The sequence below is a fragment of the Catenulispora acidiphila DSM 44928 genome (assembly GCF_000024025.1).
GTDB lineage: Bacteria > Actinomycetota > Actinomycetes > Streptomycetales > Catenulisporaceae > Catenulispora > Catenulispora acidiphila.
In genome coordinates, this window is sequence record NC_013131.1 from 7,900,342 (window position 1) to 7,918,727 (window position 18,386).

An 18,386-nucleotide genomic window follows, 5' to 3' on the forward strand; every position below is an offset into this window, starting at 1 on the left:
TCGGGGTCTGCACGAATCCGCTGACCCCTTAGGACACTCGGGCTGGACTACTTCACCCGCAGTGCCACGTTGCCCGGCAGCGGCGGCGCCTCGTACGTCACGCTCGACCCCGTTGCCGGAATCACCACCTTGGGAACAATCTTGGGTTCAAGATCGGCGCTGGCTCGGGGCCACGGTCGGGGACTGTGGGCGCTGTCGCCGAAAAGCTCCGGAGGGGGTCCGCACTGAGCTACAGAGGGCTGGTGTCGTTCGGGTAAATCACCCCATCCGTGCACCCGCGACGAAACAAGTGACAGACTACTGATAACAAACCCTAGTAGAGCCGTGCATGGGGTGGGGATATGGGCGTACGGAGTCGGTGGCTGATCGCAGGAGCCTCTGCCACGTTGCTGACGCTGGGTACCGCGTGGGTGGTGATATTGGCAGTTCCCGGGGTCTCAGGGGAAGTGTGGGCCGGTATCGTCGCAGCGATCGTTGCAGCCGGAGGCTTTGCCGTAGGTGCGTGGTGGGTCGGCCGGGACGATACTGCTGCGGGTGGCACCGGCCCTGCTCTGGATGAAGCTTCCGCGCGAGCTGCCGACAACGGATCGGCTGCGGATATTCGGGGCGGCACCGGCGACACTGCGCACGTCGCAGGTGTCGTCATTGCAGATCGGGGCAGCCGCGCCAGGATCAACCGCTCGACCATTACAACCACTGTGCATCAGACAGTACTTCCGCCAGCAGGCGAGGTGGTGCCCCCAAAAGTCCGGGTGCGGATGGGGGACCTTCCGCTTGAGCCGCCTGCGTTTCAGAGTCGTCCAGACCTCGGTGGGTTACTTGCCGAGCGTATAGAGCGGGCTTCCACAGCGACTGTGTCTGTTCTGCTGGGCGGACGCGGCATGGGCAAAAGCCATCTGGCCGCTGCTCTTGCCCGGGCTATGGATGCCGCCGACTGGACAGTGGTGGCCTGGGTCAACGCCGAGCAGGAAGCGTCGGTCCCGGTGTTCTTCAGCTCGCTGGCCCACCGGCTGGGTGTCGCGGTCCCTGACGAACCCGCCGCCTCGGCCCAGGCTGCACTGGATTGGCTGCGGGCCACGTCTGAACGCTGTCTACTCGTCTTCGACAACGCGGTCGATGCACAAGCCATACGCCCCTGGATTCCAGCCACAGGTCACGTCGCCACTGTCCTCACCACCAATGTGACCGACTTGGGCGCCCTGAGCACCGAACCACCCATCGAGGTCGGCCCTTTCACGCTCAGCGAGGCGGTGTCCTACCTGGACCGGCGCACCGGGCTCGGCACAGCGGGCGCCGCCGACCTAGCTACGGATCTGGGACTGCTGCCGGTGGCCCTCGCACAGGCAGCGCCGGTGATCAGGCACGATGGCATCTCCTACGAGCGGTATCGGGCGCGGTTGCGGAACGTCCAGATCGGAGAGTTACTCGGCCCGGTGCGGTCGGACACCTACCCGTACGGATTCGCTCAGGCGATTCTGCTTTCGGTCGGACGAATCGAGGAATCCGCCGCCGAGCGGGCTGGTGACCAGGCGATCCTCGACCGGTTGTTAGCCGCCATGGCGCTGCTGCCGGGCGACGGGATGCCTAGGGCATTGCTCCACGCCGCTGTCCAGGCCGCCGAGAATGACATCGCCGAGGACACCGTCGACCGCATCCTCGGCGACATCGTCGAGAGCAGTCTTGGAGCCCGGATCGGCTTCGAGGCGTTCGACGTCCACATCCTGACTCAGACGGTACTTTTGGACCGCGCACGGAACCGAGGGGACCTCGAGCAGGCGCTCGCAGGTCTCGCTGGTGCGTTCGAGGCTACCGACGCCGACGAGCTCGGTTCCTGGGAGCATCGGATCCAGATCCAGTGGCGAGCTCGGGCGATCGTCCGTCTCAAACCTCACCTCGGTCTGCCGGACGAGCCCGAGACCAACGCGCCCTCGTCCAAGACCGATTCCGGGCTCGCCAACACCGACATCGCGACGCGGCTGCTCAACCAACTCTCCCGCTGCACGCACCTGCTCAACGAAGCCACCGACTCGACCACGGCGCAGGTCCACGGACAGATCGCGGCCTCCGGACTGGCGGCGATCCTCGGTTCCGACCATCTCGACACTCTGACGGCCAAGGACCGTCTCGGGGCTGCCTACCTAGCCACCTTCCGGCTTCTGCAGGCAGGCACGCTGCTGGAAGAGGTCGTGGCGGCCCGGACTCGTCTCCTGGGACCGGACCACCCGGACACCCTGTCGACGCGATCAAAACTCGCCTGGGTGGTCATGCGGTCTGGACGGACCGACGATGCGATCTCCATCCTCGCCGAGGCACTCGAGACCAGTCGGCAGGTTCTCGGCGACGAGCATGCCGACACGGTCGGGTTCAAAAGCCAACTGGCGGATTTCCAAACTTACCGCAACGACTTCGCGGCTGCGCTAACTATGCATGAGGAATGCTACGAGACACGACGACGAGTCCTGGGTCCCAACGACCGGCAGACGATCAGCTCCCGCTTCTCGATGCTGATCGCCCACCGAGGCCTCGGCCACCACGCGGAGGCACTCGCGCTAGCGGAGGAAATGGCCGCAACCGCTCAGCGTGACCACAGCCAGGACATCTCGCAGATCGTCGCGATCACAAGCATGCTGGCCGCCCTCTACCAGGACGAGGGCCGGGCGCCGGAAAGTGCGATCGCCTCCGAACGTGTCGTTGAACTAAGTAAAGCCGCATTCGGCGAGCACCATCAGCTCACGCTGAACTACGTGCTTATCCTTGCGGCCACCTACAGAGCCGCCGGCCGGCCCGACGACGCCCTGCAGCTCTATGAACGCACGCTGCCGATCGCGCAGGCGGCGCTTGGTGAAGACAGCGTCGTCGCTCTCAACTGTGTCGGCAGTCTAAGCGACATCTATCGCGAACAGGGCCGGTTCCGGGAAGCAGTCGACTTGGCCGGTGTCGTTTTGGAAGAGCAGGAGCGTGGATTCGGCGACGATCATCCGATCACCCTCCACGGCCGTGTCAAGTTCGCTACCTCGCTCTTCGGCATCGGGCAGTTCGATCAGGGGATCGCAGTGCTGGAGAAGGTGCTCGCAACGCGCCGGCGGATTCTCGGAGAGGAGCATGTCGACACCCTCGAATGCCGTGAAAGCATCGCAATCGCTCGACTCGCGCTCAACCAGAACCACGCTGCGGTCGCCCTTCTCTCCGAACTGGCCGCCGATCGCGAAAGCTTTCAAGGGAGAACCCACAACGCGACGTTGACCACGCGCGGCAAGCTGGCCGAGGCCCTGGGGCGGCATGGCCGTCCGAGCGAAGCGATCGCAATGCTGGAAGAGATTGTCGCGACTCGACGGCAGGTCCGCGGCGACGACGACCTCTGGGTCCTCAGGGACCAGGCACACCTCGGCAAAGCGTACCTTGCGTTCGGGCGCACGATCGAGGCCGTTTCCATCGGCGAATATGTCGTCGCCGAAACTGGCCGTCTCCGAGGTGAAAGCCATATGGACACTCTCGACGCCGTGGCCGAACTTGCTGACACGTACGAGTCTGCGGGGCGCCGCCGGGAAGCGATCCCACTGCGGGAGCGAGTGCTGACCGGACGGGTCGAGCACTTCGGCAGACTTCACGAGAAGTCAGCCTCGGCTCGCCGGAGCTTGGCCGACGCGTACATCAAAGCCGGCGACACGGAGCGAGGGCTGGCCCTGCATGTCCAAATCAAAATGGAGACGGGCAGAAGCTTTGGCCACGAATGGTCACGAGTCGCGGGAGCAGTCCTGGCCGAGGCATACCTCACCGCCGGCCGGATCGATGAAGCAGTCACGCTGATGAAGGAAGCCCTTGCGGCCTCTGTACAAACATTCGGGAAAGATCATTACATCACCACGCGCATCCGCGAAGCGCTCACCGATCTCTACGGAAAGGCCGGGTTCACGGCCCAAGCCGCAGCGATGCTGGAAGCCAATTGGGAACGCGAGCGAGGTTACCGCGACCCCGAGGATCCGTACCTGCTGGGCTACCAAGCTCAACTTGCCGAAAGTTATGCGGCGGCCGATCGCGCCAACGAGGCGATCAACATCTACGAGAGCCTCATCGCCGAGGTCAACGGACGTACGGACCTGGCCGAGCAGCAGATCATCGCGATGCGACTGCGCCGAGGCCTTGCCATGGCCTATGCCAGGGCGAGAAAGTACGACGACGGCGTTCGAATGCTCGGCGACCTCGTGGCGGAGGCGGAACACTCCTTCGGGACGACTCATGAGTGGACTCTCGGCTGGCGTTCGGAGTACGCCGAGGCGTTGGCGGGCACAGAGCGACTCAGCGAGGCCATCGAAATGTACGAAGCGCTGCGGTCCGACATACGCCAGGGCTACGGAGCGAATCAACTGGCAGTCTCCGGGACTGAGGCCGCTCTCGCTTTTGCTTACATCGCCGCCGGACGGATCGACGACGGCCTGCGGCTCCTGGAGGCCACCACCGATGCACTCGCCGCGGCGGAGGGAGCCGGACATCCGGAGGCCCTCAGCGCACGCAATCGGCTGGCCCAAGTCCTAGCGAAAATCGGCCGGACCGACGATGCGATCACACTGATCGAACAAGTCATCGCGGCGATGATCGCGAACTTGGGACCGGAGCACCCCTACGTCCTGCAGAGCCGCTACGAGCTGATCGGCATGTATCGCAGCGCCTCACGGGCCGCCGAGTCACTGACCATGCTCAGTACCTTGGTAACGGATGAACGCCAGATTCTGGGCGAAGGCCACCCCACGGTCCTCGAGCACCGCGGCGAGCTTGCGAACGCGTATCGGGAAAGCGGGCAAGCCCTCGAAGCCGTCCGGCAATACCAAGTGCTGCTCAAGGACGATGCACGCTACGTGGGACCTCGCGGTGAGCTGATGATCATCCACCGGGCGGGCCTGATATGGTCCAGCGTAGATATCGGCCGGATCATGGAGGCCATTGCCATGTGCGAGCAGCTGATCCCCGACGTCGAAGCAAGCGGGGGGACGGAGAGCAATGCCGCCAAGTCTATACGCGAAGTGCGCGTTGACTTGGAGCGAATGGTCACCGGACTCCGGTCTGAAGCGGTCAAGCTAGCGAAAACACAGGCCACTGCAAAGCCCGACGCCTCGACGTTGGCACATTATTTCACCGAGAGCGACGCCGCACTGCGTCAACAGGGTGCAGCGGTCGCAGCCCTCTGCGGCCGGTCGTCAACTGAAATTGCGCCTCCGGCTGCAACGAGCGCTAAGTGCGCCAGGTGCCAGATGATCTACCTGAGAGTTCCCTCGGATGACCGGCACGAGTGAGGAAAGCCTTCCGAAGCGGGGCGAATTCGCGAAGCCGGTCGGGTGATGCCACCTATATAGAACTGCAAGGCCGATAGCCAGGTTGTCACTGCTGCCATCGCGGCCGATCTAGTCGACGCGGGGGCGGGAGATTCGGACCTGTGGCGGTTCACAACGATAGCTACAGCAGGCATTGACATTCCGGCCGGGTATCGATTCTAGATGGATCTGAAGACCGATGACCTGAGCCCGCCACGGTGCTCGCTGGCGCAGTAAAGCTCGTGCTATCGCCCCGGGCCTGACGCCACCAAGGGACAGAAGCTGCCCGATCTAGGCTCTGATCGACTTCTGAACTGACAGGGCCAAGGCGACATAGAGCAGAACGGCGAGACCTCTTTTCAGGCCGTTCAGTTGCGGCCGACCGCCTTGTTTCAGGGACGAGTCAGGCCTCAGACAGCCTGTGCTCAGGGCGGCCTCAGGCGGCTCGCGAACCCGAAAGCAACACGTTCACCCCTGCTTTCGGGAGCCCTCATGAAGATCGACACCGCCCCTTCGGCATCATCTACCCTTTCCGCGTCGCCGCTGCACGCCGTTGAGTCTGCCTTTCTCGGTTTGTGCGTCAGCGACGCGCCGCTCACCTTCCCCGCGTCCTTCCTTCAGGCAGCAGCGCCCGGAGGACGCGTCAGCGTGACTGTCGCCGAGCTGCGGAAGACCCTGCTCGCGAAGTCCACTCCCCTGACAGTCCGCGACGAGGTGTGGGGCGAGTTGGTCCGCCGCTCCCGCAGCATGGCTGGCGCCTGGACCGTAGTCGCCGTCGCGATGGCGATGCCAGCGCTGAAGACGATCGCCGCCTCCTTCGCGCGCAGCTTCGATGGCGCCGTCGCAGACCTGGACGGCGAAATTGTCACCGCCTTCCTGGCCCACCTGGCCACGATCGACATCACGCGCCCGGCGATCCTCCCCCGGCTCCGCTGGGCCGCCTTCCGCGCAGCCGAGCGCACCGTCGCCTCTGAAATCGACTTCGTCCGGCACGCCTCGACGCACCGGTCCGAGCCGCCGCGGATGCCGTTCGGACACGAGGATCTGGTGCTCGCTCGCGCTGAGCGCGAAGGCGTCCTCACCGCAGCCGATGCCGACCTGATCGGTATGACACGGCTGGAGGGCGTCGCGCTGGTCGAGGCCGCCGAGATGCTCGGCGTGACGGCGAACGCGGTGAAGATTCGGCGGCAGCGGGCTGAGGCTCGGCTTGTCGCGTGGCTGCGCGGTCAGCCGGTGCCGTCGAAGTCTGCGCTCGTGCAGTCCCGCGGTCGCGCATGAGCGGGGTCAGCGGGGTTTCTCGGACCCCGCGCACGCGCCGGCCCTTGGCCTTTGCGGATGAGGTATCGCCGATTCCACGAGCCAAGGGACAGCGCACGATGACCCACCATCCCGACGATCACGACCACCGCCGTAGAGCGGCGGTACTGCTGGCCGCGACCGCCGTCTTCGCGATCTACGCCGTGACCCGAGGCCACGCTGCGGACGGTCATCCGGCCTCTGCGGGACCGACGCTGGAAGCAGTGATCAAGAATATCCGCAACTGGCTGGTCACCCTGCTGGCCACGCTGGCTACGACCTTCCTGACGATCGGCGGGGTCAAGTATCTGATCGCGTCTGGAGACCCTGGTGAGGTCGAGCGGGCCAAGCACGCTCTGAGATCGGCAGCCATCGGCTACGGCCTAGCGGTCCTGGCCCCGGCCCTGGTCACGATCCTGCAAAAGATCGTCGGCGCCGGCTGACGACAAGGCCGCCAACGCCCGGACTCTCCCCCGCAGCTCGGCTCTAGGAGTTCCCATGCCCTCTTTCATGACCGCCGAAGGCTGAGAAGTGCACAGTCGCAGCTGCCATGCCCGCCAGGTTCTGCTCCTGGCCGGCATGGCGGTCGCCCTCGTCGTGGTGGCCGCCAATACAGCGGCGGCTGATCCGGCGGGTCCCGGCAGTCCAGCCAGCCCTACACCGCAGCCGGTCCCCCCAGGGATCTACGGCCCACTGATCGGCGGCGGTCAGATGGCGCCGCCGCCGATGGTCGGTCCCGGTCTCGCGCCGGCCAACGGATCGGACCCTTCGTGGTGGGACGTTCCCGGACAGATCGAGAAGGCGATCGACGCCTGGTTCGGCAACCTGGTGAAGTCGGCCCTGCAGCCCGTCCTCCGGTTGATCGGATCGACGTTGTTGTCGAGCCCTGACGTGTCCGACGGGCGGATCGCCCAGGTCTGGACCGGCGTGCTGATCCTGGCCAACACGGTCTACGTCCTGTTTGTTCTGGCCGCCGCCGTCATCGTCATGGGTCACGAGACAGTGCAGACCCGGCACTCGATCAAGGAGATCGCTCCACGCCTGGTCATCGGAATGGTCGCGTCTAACGCGTCATTGTGGGCGATCAGCCAGTCGGCCTCGCTGGGGAACACTCTGGCGGCGGCCCTCATGACTGGCCAGTTATCTGCCGAAGGGATCGGGTCCAGGCTCACCTCGATAATCGTCGACGAGATCTTCCTGCCATCTGGCGTGACGCAGCTCTTCTTGGTTCTCCTCGGCGGCGCGATCGCGGTCATGGGCCTGGTGCTGCTCGTGACGTGCCTCCTGCGCGCGGCAATCCTGCTCGTGCTCACGGCCGGTGCTCCGCTCGCATTCGCCTGCCACGCTCTGCCGCAGACTGAAGGGCTGGCCCGGCTGTGGTGGCGGGCTGTCATCGGCTGCCTGGCCACCCAGGTCTTGCAGGCCCTCGTGCTCATCACCTGCTGCCAGGTGTTCTTCGATCCGAATGCCGACACCCTCCTCGGGCTGCCTTCCGGCGGAGGTCTCGTCGACCTACTGCTCGCCCTCGTGCTCATGTTCATCCTGATCAAGATCCCCATCTGGGTGACGAGGATCGTCCTGGGACGCCGACCTCTCGGAGCGACCCTGGCCGGCCGCCTGGCGAAGTCCTACCTGCTGTACCGCGGGTTCGGATTGGCACGAGATCACCTCTCTAGGCGGCCAACGACCCAGCGAACCAGCGGTGTCTGGCACAACCGGAACCGCCCCGGACCGCCATTACCCGGATCAGCTCTGATGCCTTCACGCGGACCACGTCCCGGGTCGGGGAGTGGCCCCGGCGGGTGGCGACCCGCGCCAGACACGGTCACCGCCACGGCGACCGTAGTTCCGGACGCGTCCGCACCACCTGCTGAAGCACCGCGCACCGCCCGCCCGCACGGCCCAGCACCGCGCACCCCGCTAGGCCCCGTCCGCAAACCCCTCGCGCTGCCACCAGGTCGAAGCACCCGCCTGGACCGGCTTCAGCAGGAGCAACTGAACACCCCGTCCACGCCTCGGGGACGGCAGTACGGCTTGTTCGGCCCGATCGAGAAAGAGCCCGGCCCACCCACGCCACGGCCGGTGCCCGCCAAATCCGAACCACGGCCTGGATCGGCTCTGAAACACGAACCGGCGTTCCCGAATCCGTCGCCGAGGAAGCGCACGCCGAACCCGCCGACGATCCTGCCGTTGGCACCTGTGTTCCTGCCGCCGACTGCCAAAGAGCCACGTCGACGAGGTGGCGCCACCTCCGCCGCTGATGAAAAGAGCTGATACGTATGTCAGGCGACAACTACTCCGGCACGGCCAAGATTCCTCAAGACGTATCCCGGCCGGACAAGATCCTGTTCGGCGCCACTGCGCGGCAAGCCGTGATCCTCAGCGCCGCCGCAGTCGCCGAATGGCTGTCCTGGCTCGGTCTTCGCAGCACGGTGCCGCCGCTGATGTTCGCTGTTCCGGCCGGCTTGTTTCTGCTGGTGCTCGGGATCGCAGTCTCCGCCGAGCGCGACGGGATCGGGGTCGATCGCCTACTCCTGGCGGCCCTGAAGCAAAGACTGTCGCCCCGACGACTCGTCATGGCTCCGGAGGGCGTGGACGAGCCGCCGGAGTTCCTCCGGACCGCATTGCACACCCAGCGCGAAACAACTCCATCCACTCTGAACCTGCCAGCTCAGGGCGTGATTTCAGGTGGCGTGGTGGACCTCGGGTCCGACGGAGCAGCTGTGCTGGCGACGGCTTCAGCTGTGAATTTCACGCTCCGTACTCCGGCCGAACAAGAGCTGCTCGTCACCGGCTTCGCGCGCTGGCTGAACAGCCTGACAGGCGCAGGACAGATCACCTCGCGCACCACTCCGACGAACCTCACCGCAGAGGCGCGGACCTTGCGAACGTCGGCGCCGACGCTGCCGCACCCGCTGCTGGAGTCCGCAGCCCTCGGCCACGCCGACTTCCTGGACCAGATCGGGGACAGCCGCGAAGTGCTGCACCGCTCGCTCCTGATCACGGCGCGAGAACAAGAGCTCGCGCACATGCCCCGCGCTCAGCAACGGCTCAACGGCGCGGTCTCAGCGCTCTCAGCCGCTGAAGTCGACGTCGCACCCCTCGACGCCGCGCCAGCAGCAACCGCGCTCGCCGCGGCCCTAGACCCCGACGCCAACGGCTGAAGGAACCTGATCATGAGATCTCTGACATCTGTTGCAGCCGGCGCCGCGTCGATCCTGCCACTGACGTCGAGCACCAAGGCATCCCGGCGCAGTGCCCTCGGCTTGGGGCCGTCCAGCCTCACCATCGGCTCCAAGACTCTCGCCATCGGCGAGTCGACCCATGCCGCGAGCTTCGCAGTCGCCGACTACCCGGCAGAGGTCGGCAACGGCTGGTTGGAGCCCCTTCTCTCCTACCCCGCACGCATCGACGTCGCGATCCATATCGAGCCGGTACCGGCGATCGTCGCGGCCGAAAGGCTGCGCAAGCAGCGGGCACGTCTGGAATCCGGTCGCCGTCTCAGCGCGGAACGAGGACGGCTCGACGATCCGCTCACCGAGTCCACTGCTGCCGACGCCCGCGAGCTCGCGTATCGGCTCGCCTGTGGCGAAGGCAGGCTGTTCACCGTTGGCATCTACCTGACCGTCTTCGCCGACAGCGAGGATGCCCTGACCGAAACCGTCGCGGCGGTGAAGGCGACGGCCGACGGAATGCTGCTGAGGCTGGTGCCCGCCACCTATCGCACCGTCCAAGGTTGGACTACGACGCTGCCGCTGGGCCTGGACCGACTGCGGATCCGACGGACGTTCGACACCGACGCCCTTGCAGCCTGTTTCCCGTTCACCAGCGATCAGCTCGCCCAAGTAGCCGACTCGACCACGCCGGTTCTGATCGGCGTCAACGGCACCGGCGCCGGCCTGGTGTGCTTCGACCGCTGGGCGCTGGACAACCACAACTCGGTCGTGCTGGCACGCTCCGGCGCCGGGAAGTCGTACCTGACCAAGCTCGACATCCTCCGCTCCCTCTACTCCGGGGTCCAGGTGATGGTCGTCGACCCCGAACAGGAGTACGTACGCCTGGCCGAGGCGGTCGGAGGCACGGTCATCGAACTTGGCGTGCCCGGTACCAGAATCAACCCCTTCGACCTGCCGTTTTCAGATAGAGAGTCGTCCACCGACGCAGTGCGGCGAAGGGCACTGTTCGGCCACACCGTCGTGTCCGTGCTGCTGGGCAGCGACCTCACAGCCGGCGAACGTGCCGCCCTCGACGCCGCGATCCTGTCGGCCTACGACAGGGCCGGGATCACTGACGACGTACGAACGCACAGTCGCGCGGCTCCGACTCTGACCGATGTCGTGGACGTCCTGGCCACCGGCAGCGGAGCCGAGTCCAAGTCGCTCGCCGAACGCCTTGCTCCGCACACCACGGGGTCGTTCGCAGGGCTCTTCAACGGTCCGACCAGCACCGCCGCTGAAGGCCACCTGGTGGTCTTCGCCCTGAAGAACCTGCCGGAAGAGCTGAAGGCGATCGGCACGCTACTGGTTCTCGACGCGATCTGGCGCCAGGTCACATCGCCCCAGCGTCGAAGAAGGCTCGTCGTCGTGGACGAGGCATGGCTGCTGATGAGGGAACCCGCCGGCGCCCGGTTCCTGTTCCGAATGGCGAAGGCCGCACGCAAGCACTGGGCCGGCCTGGCCGTCATCACGCAGGACGCGGCTGACCTGCTGGGATCGGACCTCGGCCAAGCCGTAGTGGCGAACGCCGCCACTCAGATCCTGCTGCGGCAGGCCCCACAGTCCATCGAGGCCGTCGCCGCGGCGTTCCGACTCTCCGGCGGCGAACGTGCGTATCTGTTGGCCGCCGGCCGCGGATCGGGGCTCATCGCCATCGGCACGAGCCGAGCCGCGTTCTCCGCGGTCGCCTCGTCTGAGGAGCACATACTCGCCACCACCGATCCCGCTGAGCTGGCGCTGATCGATGCCTCCCGGCACGATCCAGACCCCGAGGACGAGGACATCTGAATGCTGCCTCTGATTCGCCCTGTCGAGGACGTCAGCGTCTCAACGCCTCCGCAGCCCGGCCTACTTATCCGCCTATTCGAGGACCCGAACTCGTTCTTCGCCGCCATCACCGCTGGACTTGCCGACAGCGTGTTCAGCAATTGGATGTTCGACGCGTCAGGCTCGATTGCCGTTCTCGGCACCGTGGCTGGTACGCGCCTCGTGCTCCGCGCTCGACACCAGCGGCTCATGGACGATGGGGCCCGTCTGATCGAGGTGCAGGTGCCTCCCGCCGTCGGTGCTGACTCCGCCGCAGCGTTTTGGTCGCACCTGCACGCCTTGCTGCGGCCGGCATGGCGACGCGTGCTCGACGGCCAACCGCACCTCACCTTCGAGTTCTGCTTCGACGCCTCGGGCGCCCGCATCGGGGTCTGGGTTCCCGGCGTGGTCTCGCCGGGGGTTGTCGAGGCAGCTGTCGAATCAGCCTGGCCGGGCGCCCGAACCACCGTCGCGATGGCACCTTCGGCGCCGCTGCCGTCAACCGCCGTCGCAGCGACCGGCGGCAGACTGCGTTTGGCCAAGCCCGAGGTGCTTCCGCTGCACGCGAAGTTCGATTCGGACCCGCTGCGTGCGCTTCTCGGCGCCGCAGCCGGATTGAAAAGCGGCGAGTTCGCGACGGTTCAGGTACTCGCGCGTCCCAGTACAGGGCGACGCTTGCGCAGCGCACGCCGCCAGGTAGCGCATCTGCGTCACCAAGCGTCGGGGCAGCGTCGGCCGACCGGCCGTGCTGTCGCCCTGTCGGCACTCGACGAGCTCACTCTGAGCCATCGCGGCAGTTCGTGGCCGTTGGTCGGCCGCATGGATCCGGCGGCAGCAGCCGATCTGCGCGCAGCGGTGGGCAAGATGACCGGGTCGATGTGGGAGACCGAAGTTCGCTATGCCGTGGCTTCGACGGTCGAGGCGGAATCCCTCAAAGAGCTTCGGACTCGACTGCGCGGCACAGCCGGCGCCCTCGCGGCGACGTTCGGAGTTTTCGCCGAGCGGAACTGGTGGACGCGCAAACGCCTTGTTAATCCGGTGGCGGTGACCTCGGCTCGTGCATTCCGTCGCGGCGACCTCCTTTCGATCGCGGAGCTGGCCGCCGTCGCGCACCTGCCGCTCGATCCGTTCGCCCTCGGAGTCTCGCGGGCCGGTGCCCGGTCTGTCGCGCCGCCTCCCGCCGTCGCAACGGCCGGACGCGACGTCAAGCTCATGGGCGATTCCGACGCAGGACCAGCGCGACCGATCGGGCTGAAAGTCGTCGACGCCCGTCAGCACACGCACATCCTCGGCGCCACCGGCAGCGGGAAATCGACGCTGATGGGTCGGATGATCCTGGACGACATCACCGCAGGTCGCGGCGTCGTCGTCATCGATCCCAAAGGCGACCTCGTCACCGACCTACTCGGCCGTCTTCCCGCACAGGCCCGGCCGCGCCTGGTCCTCATCGATCCGTCCGAGCCTGGTCCGCGGGCCACGCTGAACGTGCTCAATGCCGGGGACGATCAAGAGCTGCTGGTCGACAATCTGGTCGGGATCTTCCGGCGGATCTACGCGGCGCACTGGGGTCCCCGTACCGATGACGTCCTGCGCGCCGCGCTGCTGACGCTACTCGCGACGGCCGACGCCAAGGTGATGGCCAAGGTCAAGACGCCGACGCTCGCGGACGTACCCGATTTGCTGATCAAGAACGTGGTCCGGCGACGTGTCCTGTCCAGACTTCCGACCTCGTACTCCGTACTGCACGGATTCTGGGACGGCTACGACAAGCTGTCGGAAGGCGGACGGGCCGCCGTAGTCGCGCCTCTCCTGAACAAGCTGCGTGCGTTCCTGCTGCGAGACTTCGTCCAGACGACCATCGCACAGCCTGCGTCGACCATCGATCTGCGCGAGGTTCTCGACGGAGGCATCCTGCTTGTCCGGCTGCCCAAAGGCGTGCTCGGCGAGGAGACCGCCCGGCTGCTGGGTTCGTTCATCGTCGCCGCGACATGGCACGCCGCCTCGGCCCGCGCGAAGTCGGCCGAGGGGGCACGCATCGACTCCGGGCTCTACCTCGACGAGGCGCACAACTTCCTCACGATGCCGATCGCCCTGGAGGACATGCTCGCCGAGGCTCGCGGGTACCGGCTCTCGTTGGTCGTCGCCCACCAGAACCTCGCACAGATGCCGACTGATCTGCGGGAAGGCATCAGCGCGAACACCCGCAACAAGGTCTTCTTCACGTGCTCCCCGGAGGACGCACGGGTGCTGGCCACACACACCGCACCGATGCTTTCCGAGCACGACCTCTCACATCTGAGCGGGTATCAGGCCGCGCTGCGACTGAACGTCGACGGCGTCACCATGCCGGCGTTCACCCTGCGCACCCGGCCGCTCCCGCCGTCCGAGCCGCTCCACGCCGAGCACAGCCGGCTGGCCAGCCGAGCCAACACAGCCGCCCGTCACACCGCGGTCCAGCACCTTCTGCCGGGAGACCATCAGTGACGACGACCCCCACCAGCGCCGCAGATCGAATCACCGCGCGTGACGCCCACATGCTCCGGCTCATCGCCGAACACCGTGTCCTCACCAGCAGCCAGCTGACCACAGCGTTCTTCAACCACCCCAGCAAGGCCCGGCTTCGCATCGGCATTCTGCGCGACGCAGGGCTGATCGAGACCTTTCGTCCCCCGGGCGGAAGGGCAGCACTCCACTGCGTCGCTACCGCGAAAGCACTGAAGCTCCTGGGCGCTGATCGGTCTGCCATGCCTCCGGCGGGCAAGGCCCAAGCCGCCACTGCAGCAGCCCTGCGGCCGGACCTCCGGCACCTCCGCGGCGTCAACGAGTTCTTCTGTCAGCTCATCGCGTACAGCAGGCGCACCCGCGGCGCTGCCCTGGAAGAGTGGCGTTCTGAGTGGTCGACCGCAGCCCTGTTCCCCGGACGGGTACGAGCTGACGGCTTCGCACACTGGCGCGTCGGCGAACAGTGGTGCGAGTTCTTCTTCGAATACGACACCGGCAGCGAACCGCTTCACCGGCTCGTCGCCAAGCTCGACGGCTACGACGATCTGATGCACACCGCAGACACCTGCTGCCCCGTGCTCTTCTGGCTGCCCAGCGCCCGGAGGGAGCAGCATGTCCGTCAGTCCTTGAGGGCGGCGGACGTCGAGGTCCCGTTCGCCACGGCTTCCGGCGACCCGGAACACAGCGATGTCGCAGGGCCCATTTGGCTTCCGTCATTCGCCGACCGTCGGCTCACGCTGGCTGAGCTCGGCGAAGCCGCGTGCGCCCATCTCGGTGTATCCCATCAGCCGCACGCACTCTGACGTCCGGCCGATTGCCAGCGAGGACCGATTTGACGACACCCGCACGCGTCGTAGTGGCTACCGCCACGTTCTTCCTTTTCCTCGTCGTACTGATCTCCGCCGCCGCTTCCGCGGTAATCGCGGCGGTCGCCAGTCCGCTCAATCAGGTCTGGCACACAGTGGCCCACGACCCTGTGGACACCGCGAGTATCTGGTCGGCTGACGACTACGTCCATCTCATCGCAACTGCCGAGCGTGACGCCCCGTCGCCGGCTGCCGCGCAAGCGATCGCGTTCGCCGCGGCTCAGATCGGAAAACCGTACGTATGGGGTGGAACGGGGAATCCAGGATATGATTGTTCGGGACTGACGCAGGCAGCCTATCGCAGCGCCGATGTGGGGATTCCAAGAGTCGCCACAGACCAATATTCGGCGGTCGCTAAAGTCGATTTACAAAGTCTTCTTCCCGGAGATCTCGTCTTTTACGGAAGTCCATCGTTCGCGCACCACGTTGCCATCTACATGGGTGTGGTCCGCGGAACAGCGGTCGTGCTCAACGCGCCCGCCCCGCACGAGACGGTCCGTTTCGACCCGCTCGCCGCGCACGACCTCTTCGCGGCCGGCAGGCCCGCGGTGACCCGCTGAGCCCCTGGTGCGTTCACCGACGCGAAGACCGGTACAACAACCGATACGCCGGGTGATACGCGCATCAGGCTTCGCCGGAAACCTGAATCAGCAGGTCAGGCATCCTTTTCAGGAGCAAACCCGCAGCCCGACGATCGCGCTTTCCACGATCTCCTCTTGGCTGCCCAGCTCGTTCTGGCAGCCGCTATCGCGTCCGCTCGAGTGTTGTGCTGGACCTGCTATTCAGCCGGCCCAGCACAACACCCTCGCCCACTTCACGCACCTCATGAGTCTCGACGTGCCCGGGCCGGCGTTGCCCCAGGAGGACTCCCGACATTCGCAAGCGCGAATCGGCATTTTCGCAGAATCTCGATTTCCGCGCAAGAAACTCGTAGTCCAAACGGGTGAATAAATGAGCGTCTCACGCTTGGCGTCATGCATTGTTCAAGATATTGTTGGATACATCAAGAAGTGAGGGCGAGACAGACATTACGAATCGCACCGACTGGAATCACGGAAGAACGGGAGCCCACCATCCGCGCCTCACCATGACGGCCGATCCATTCGGCCCGTCGGCCGCCAGCGCCGACCGGCCACAAAGCTCCGGCGGCGGGGTTGCACCCCCGCCGCCGGACGAGGCACCGACCACACCCAGCAACCGTCTGAAGTCAGCAAGGAGCACGTCATGAGCCTTGACGCCATTATCGCGCAGCTGCGCGAGCTGGCCGCGAACGCCACGCGGGCCGCGAAGTCCCCGGCACCGTGCTGCGACGGACACTGTCCGCACGCCTACCGTGCCGAAACCATGGCCGCGCGGTTCACCGAACTGGACGCCGCCATGTCGAATCTCGCACGACTCCCCCGGGCCTGGGCTTCCCCGTTCGTCCCCGGTACGCGCACCCCGCGCTGAACCGCACCCGGCTGACGACTCACCGCCCCTGAACCAGCCGCCGGACCTCCCTTTCCGCTGACGTCCGGCGGCCACCCCCGCACCAAATCCCTGATCGTCGCGACCGGGCGGAGCCATGCCGAAATCCGGCTGCTTCGGACCGGAGCCCAACGAATTCACACGCCGATATGAGGAGACTCCCATGACCGCCGAGCAGAACATCCCCGCCCTCGACCCGAATCGCCTTGCGCCGCTGCTGTCCGCCGCCGGGTTCACCACCCGCGAGCTCCCGGGCACCTACGACTTCGGCGCCGAACCGCCGCGCATCCTGCACCACGCGATCACCGAACACGGCCAGTTGGTCGCCGTTCTGGAATGGATCGAGGACCACCGCCGCCCCGCCGCGCTGATCACCGAACTCGCGGTCTACCCGAACGCGAGTGACCTGCTTGTCGCCGAGTGCGGTCCCATCAGCCGGATCCACGCCCGGGTCTTCGCCGTGACGCTCGCCGCGAACGTCCCCGCGCCGGTCGTCTGCGCAGCAGCGATCGCCGCGACCACCGCCCAGGTGCCGAACCGCGCCACCCGCTGACCTGCGACCTCCGTCAACCTTCGAACAACGGGAGCCACCCCATCATGACCACCGAAGCGGTCCCGGCCGCCAAGACCAAAGCGGTACGCGGCCAGCTACGCGCAGCCGTCGCCACCCAACTGGCGACCGCACCGGACGTCGAACACACCGTGACCCAGATCGCGAAGACCCTGGACGCGTCCGGCGGAGCTGTAGGTAACGCGCTCATGGCACTCGCAGCCGCCGGACATGCCCAGCTGACCTCCGAAACGCCCCGCCGCTTTCGCGCCACCGCCAGCACCCCGGCCGCTGCGCAGTTCGCGGTCCTGGTAAGCACTCTGGCCGCTGGGGAAACCGCCACAGCGACGCCCGCTAAAGGCCCTGCTACGGCCACTGTCACCGCCAGCACCATGCCTACACCGGCGACTGCCGCGCCAGCCCTCACCTCCGTCACTCCGAGCCCGGGTCCCGTGACCAAAAAGCGAGTGAGCCGGAGCAAGTCCAAGACGGAACCGGTTACGGCTGCGACGAAGGCAGCTCCGCCGGAAACCGCCGTAGCCAGCCCGAAGTCTGTTCTTCGTCCCAACGGCCAGGCCTACCATCTTCGGAGCCTGGGCGGGCATCCCGACGTGGAAGTACTCCGCCGCCTGCGAGACGCTGGCGTTCCCGCGCTGCTCTACGGTCCGCCCGGCACCGGCAAGACCTCCATGGTCGAGGCGGCTTTCACTGACCTGGTCACCGTCTCCGGGGACAACGACACCACCGTGGCCGACCTGGTAGGCGAATACACGCAGAACCCTGACGGGACCTACGAGTTTGTCTATGGCCCGCTGGTGGTCGCGATGCGGGAGGGCCGTGCCCTGCTGATCGACGACGCCACGCTTATCCCGGCGAACGTCCTGGCGGTGCTCTATCCCGCGTTGGACGGTCGTCGCGAGATCTATCTCAAAGCCCACAAGAACGAAGCCGTCACAGCTGCACCCGGCTTCTACGTGATCGCTGGACACAACCCGGGCGCTCACGGCGCGGTGCTCACCGAAGCTCTCTCGTCGAGGTTCTGCTTTCAAGTCGAGGTGTCCTCCGACCTTGAGCTTGCCAAGGACCTGGGCATTCACCCGAAGGCTGTCACCGTCGCGAAGAACCTGCGCAAGCGGCTTGGCACCGGTGACGTGTCCTGGTGCCCGAACCTGCGGGAACTGCTCGGATTCCGCACCATCGCCGAAGTCCTGGGCGACGACGTCGCCTTCGCCAACCTCATCGGAGTCGCTCCCATCGAGGACCGCGTAGCCGTGGCCGAGGCGGTAGCCGCCGCCCTCGGCCGTGAAGTCAACGCCCTGACGCTCGGCGGGCGGATCTAGTACGCGGCGGCCGGGCGCACCCAAATTGCACCCGGCCG

The 18,386-nt window shown here is 66.2% G+C and carries 12 protein-coding genes; all 12 read left to right on the plus strand.

Features of this window, described 5'->3' with window-relative positions; genetic code table 11:
• The first annotated feature begins 386 nt into the window (after window positions 1–386).
• The 12 genes from CACI_RS33925 (at window position 387) to CACI_RS33975 (ending at window position 18,348) form a co-directional block, all read left to right on the plus strand.
• Window positions 387–5,288, plus strand: coding sequence for a tetratricopeptide repeat protein (locus tag CACI_RS33925; RefSeq protein ID WP_190276661.1), 4,902 nt, complete (start codon window positions 387–389; stop codon window positions 5,286–5,288).
• A gap of 666 nt (window positions 5,289–5,954) precedes the next feature.
• Window positions 5,955–6,584: an RNA polymerase sigma factor gene (locus CACI_RS33930; protein ID WP_143765491.1), complete on the plus strand. Its 630-nt coding sequence runs from the start codon at window positions 5,955–5,957 to the stop codon at window positions 6,582–6,584.
• Window positions 6,585–6,682: 98 nt separating this feature from the next.
• Window positions 6,683–7,045, plus strand: coding sequence for a pilin (locus CACI_RS33935; RefSeq protein WP_015795415.1), 363 nt, complete (start codon window positions 6,683–6,685; stop codon window positions 7,043–7,045).
• A 136-nt stretch (window positions 7,046–7,181) separates the two neighbouring features.
• Entirely contained in the window at window positions 7,182–8,876 is a 1,695-nt protein-coding gene (locus tag CACI_RS46425; protein WP_143765492.1) for a hypothetical protein, read from the plus strand.
• 5 nt (window positions 8,877–8,881) lie between these two features.
• Window positions 8,882–9,766, plus strand: coding sequence for a PrgI family protein (locus tag CACI_RS33945; protein WP_015795417.1), 885 nt, complete (start codon window positions 8,882–8,884; stop codon window positions 9,764–9,766).
• 12 nt (window positions 9,767–9,778) lie between these two features.
• Window positions 9,779–11,605, plus strand: coding sequence for a VirB4 family type IV secretion system protein (locus CACI_RS33950; RefSeq protein WP_015795418.1), 1,827 nt, complete (start codon window positions 9,779–9,781; stop codon window positions 11,603–11,605).
• Between the two features lie 228 nt (window positions 11,606–11,833).
• Window positions 11,834–14,107 carry a type IV secretory system conjugative DNA transfer family protein gene (locus tag CACI_RS33955; RefSeq protein ID WP_223297334.1) on the plus strand — a complete coding sequence of 758 codons (2,274 nt, stop codon included), beginning with the start codon at window positions 11,834–11,836 and terminating at the stop codon, window positions 14,105–14,107.
• Window positions 14,104–14,928: a replication-relaxation family protein gene (locus CACI_RS33960; RefSeq protein ID WP_015795420.1), complete on the plus strand. Its 825-nt coding sequence runs from the start codon at window positions 14,104–14,106 to the stop codon at window positions 14,926–14,928. The genes CACI_RS33955 and CACI_RS33960 overlap by 4 nt, the downstream gene beginning before the upstream one ends.
• Window positions 14,929–14,957: 29 nt before the next feature.
• Window positions 14,958–15,551 carry a C40 family peptidase gene (locus tag CACI_RS48430; RefSeq protein ID WP_190276662.1) on the plus strand — a complete coding sequence of 198 codons (594 nt, stop codon included), beginning with the start codon at window positions 14,958–14,960 and terminating at the stop codon, window positions 15,549–15,551.
• Window positions 15,552–16,215: 664 nt separating this feature from the next.
• On the plus strand, window positions 16,216–16,440 hold the full coding sequence (locus CACI_RS33965) for a hypothetical protein (RefSeq protein ID WP_015795421.1): 225 nt from the start codon (window positions 16,216–16,218) through the stop codon (window positions 16,438–16,440).
• A gap of 181 nt (window positions 16,441–16,621) precedes the next feature.
• Window positions 16,622–17,011: a hypothetical protein gene (locus tag CACI_RS33970; protein ID WP_015795422.1), complete on the plus strand. Its 390-nt coding sequence runs from the start codon at window positions 16,622–16,624 to the stop codon at window positions 17,009–17,011.
• Window positions 17,012–17,055: 44 nt separating this feature from the next.
• On the plus strand, window positions 17,056–18,348 hold the full coding sequence (locus CACI_RS33975; RefSeq protein ID WP_015795423.1) for an AAA family ATPase: 1,293 nt from the start codon (window positions 17,056–17,058) through the stop codon (window positions 18,346–18,348).
• The last annotated feature ends 38 nt before the right edge of the window (window positions 18,349–18,386 follow it).

Bases quoted from the DNA above. Each gene is read 5' to 3' on its own strand.
- CACI_RS33935 (WP_015795415.1), top strand. From the start codon at position 6,683: ATGACCCACCATCCCGACGATCACGACCACCGCCGTAGAGCGGCGGTA.
- CACI_RS46425 (WP_143765492.1), top strand. From the start codon at position 7,182: ATGGCGGTCGCCCTCGTCGTGGTGGCCGCCAATACAGCGGCGGCTGAT.
- CACI_RS33945 (WP_015795417.1), top strand. From the start codon at position 8,882: ATGTCAGGCGACAACTACTCCGGCACGGCCAAGATTCCTCAAGACGTA.
- CACI_RS33950 (WP_015795418.1), top strand. From the start codon at position 9,779: ATGAGATCTCTGACATCTGTTGCAGCCGGCGCCGCGTCGATCCTGCCA.
- CACI_RS33955 (WP_223297334.1), top strand. From the start codon at position 11,834: ATGGACGATGGGGCCCGTCTGATCGAGGTGCAGGTGCCTCCCGCCGTC.
- CACI_RS33965 (WP_015795421.1), top strand. From the start codon at position 16,216: ATGAGCCTTGACGCCATTATCGCGCAGCTGCGCGAGCTGGCCGCGAAC.
- CACI_RS33970 (WP_015795422.1), top strand. From the start codon at position 16,622: ATGACCGCCGAGCAGAACATCCCCGCCCTCGACCCGAATCGCCTTGCG.
- CACI_RS33975 (WP_015795423.1), top strand. From the start codon at position 17,056: ATGACCACCGAAGCGGTCCCGGCCGCCAAGACCAAAGCGGTACGCGGC.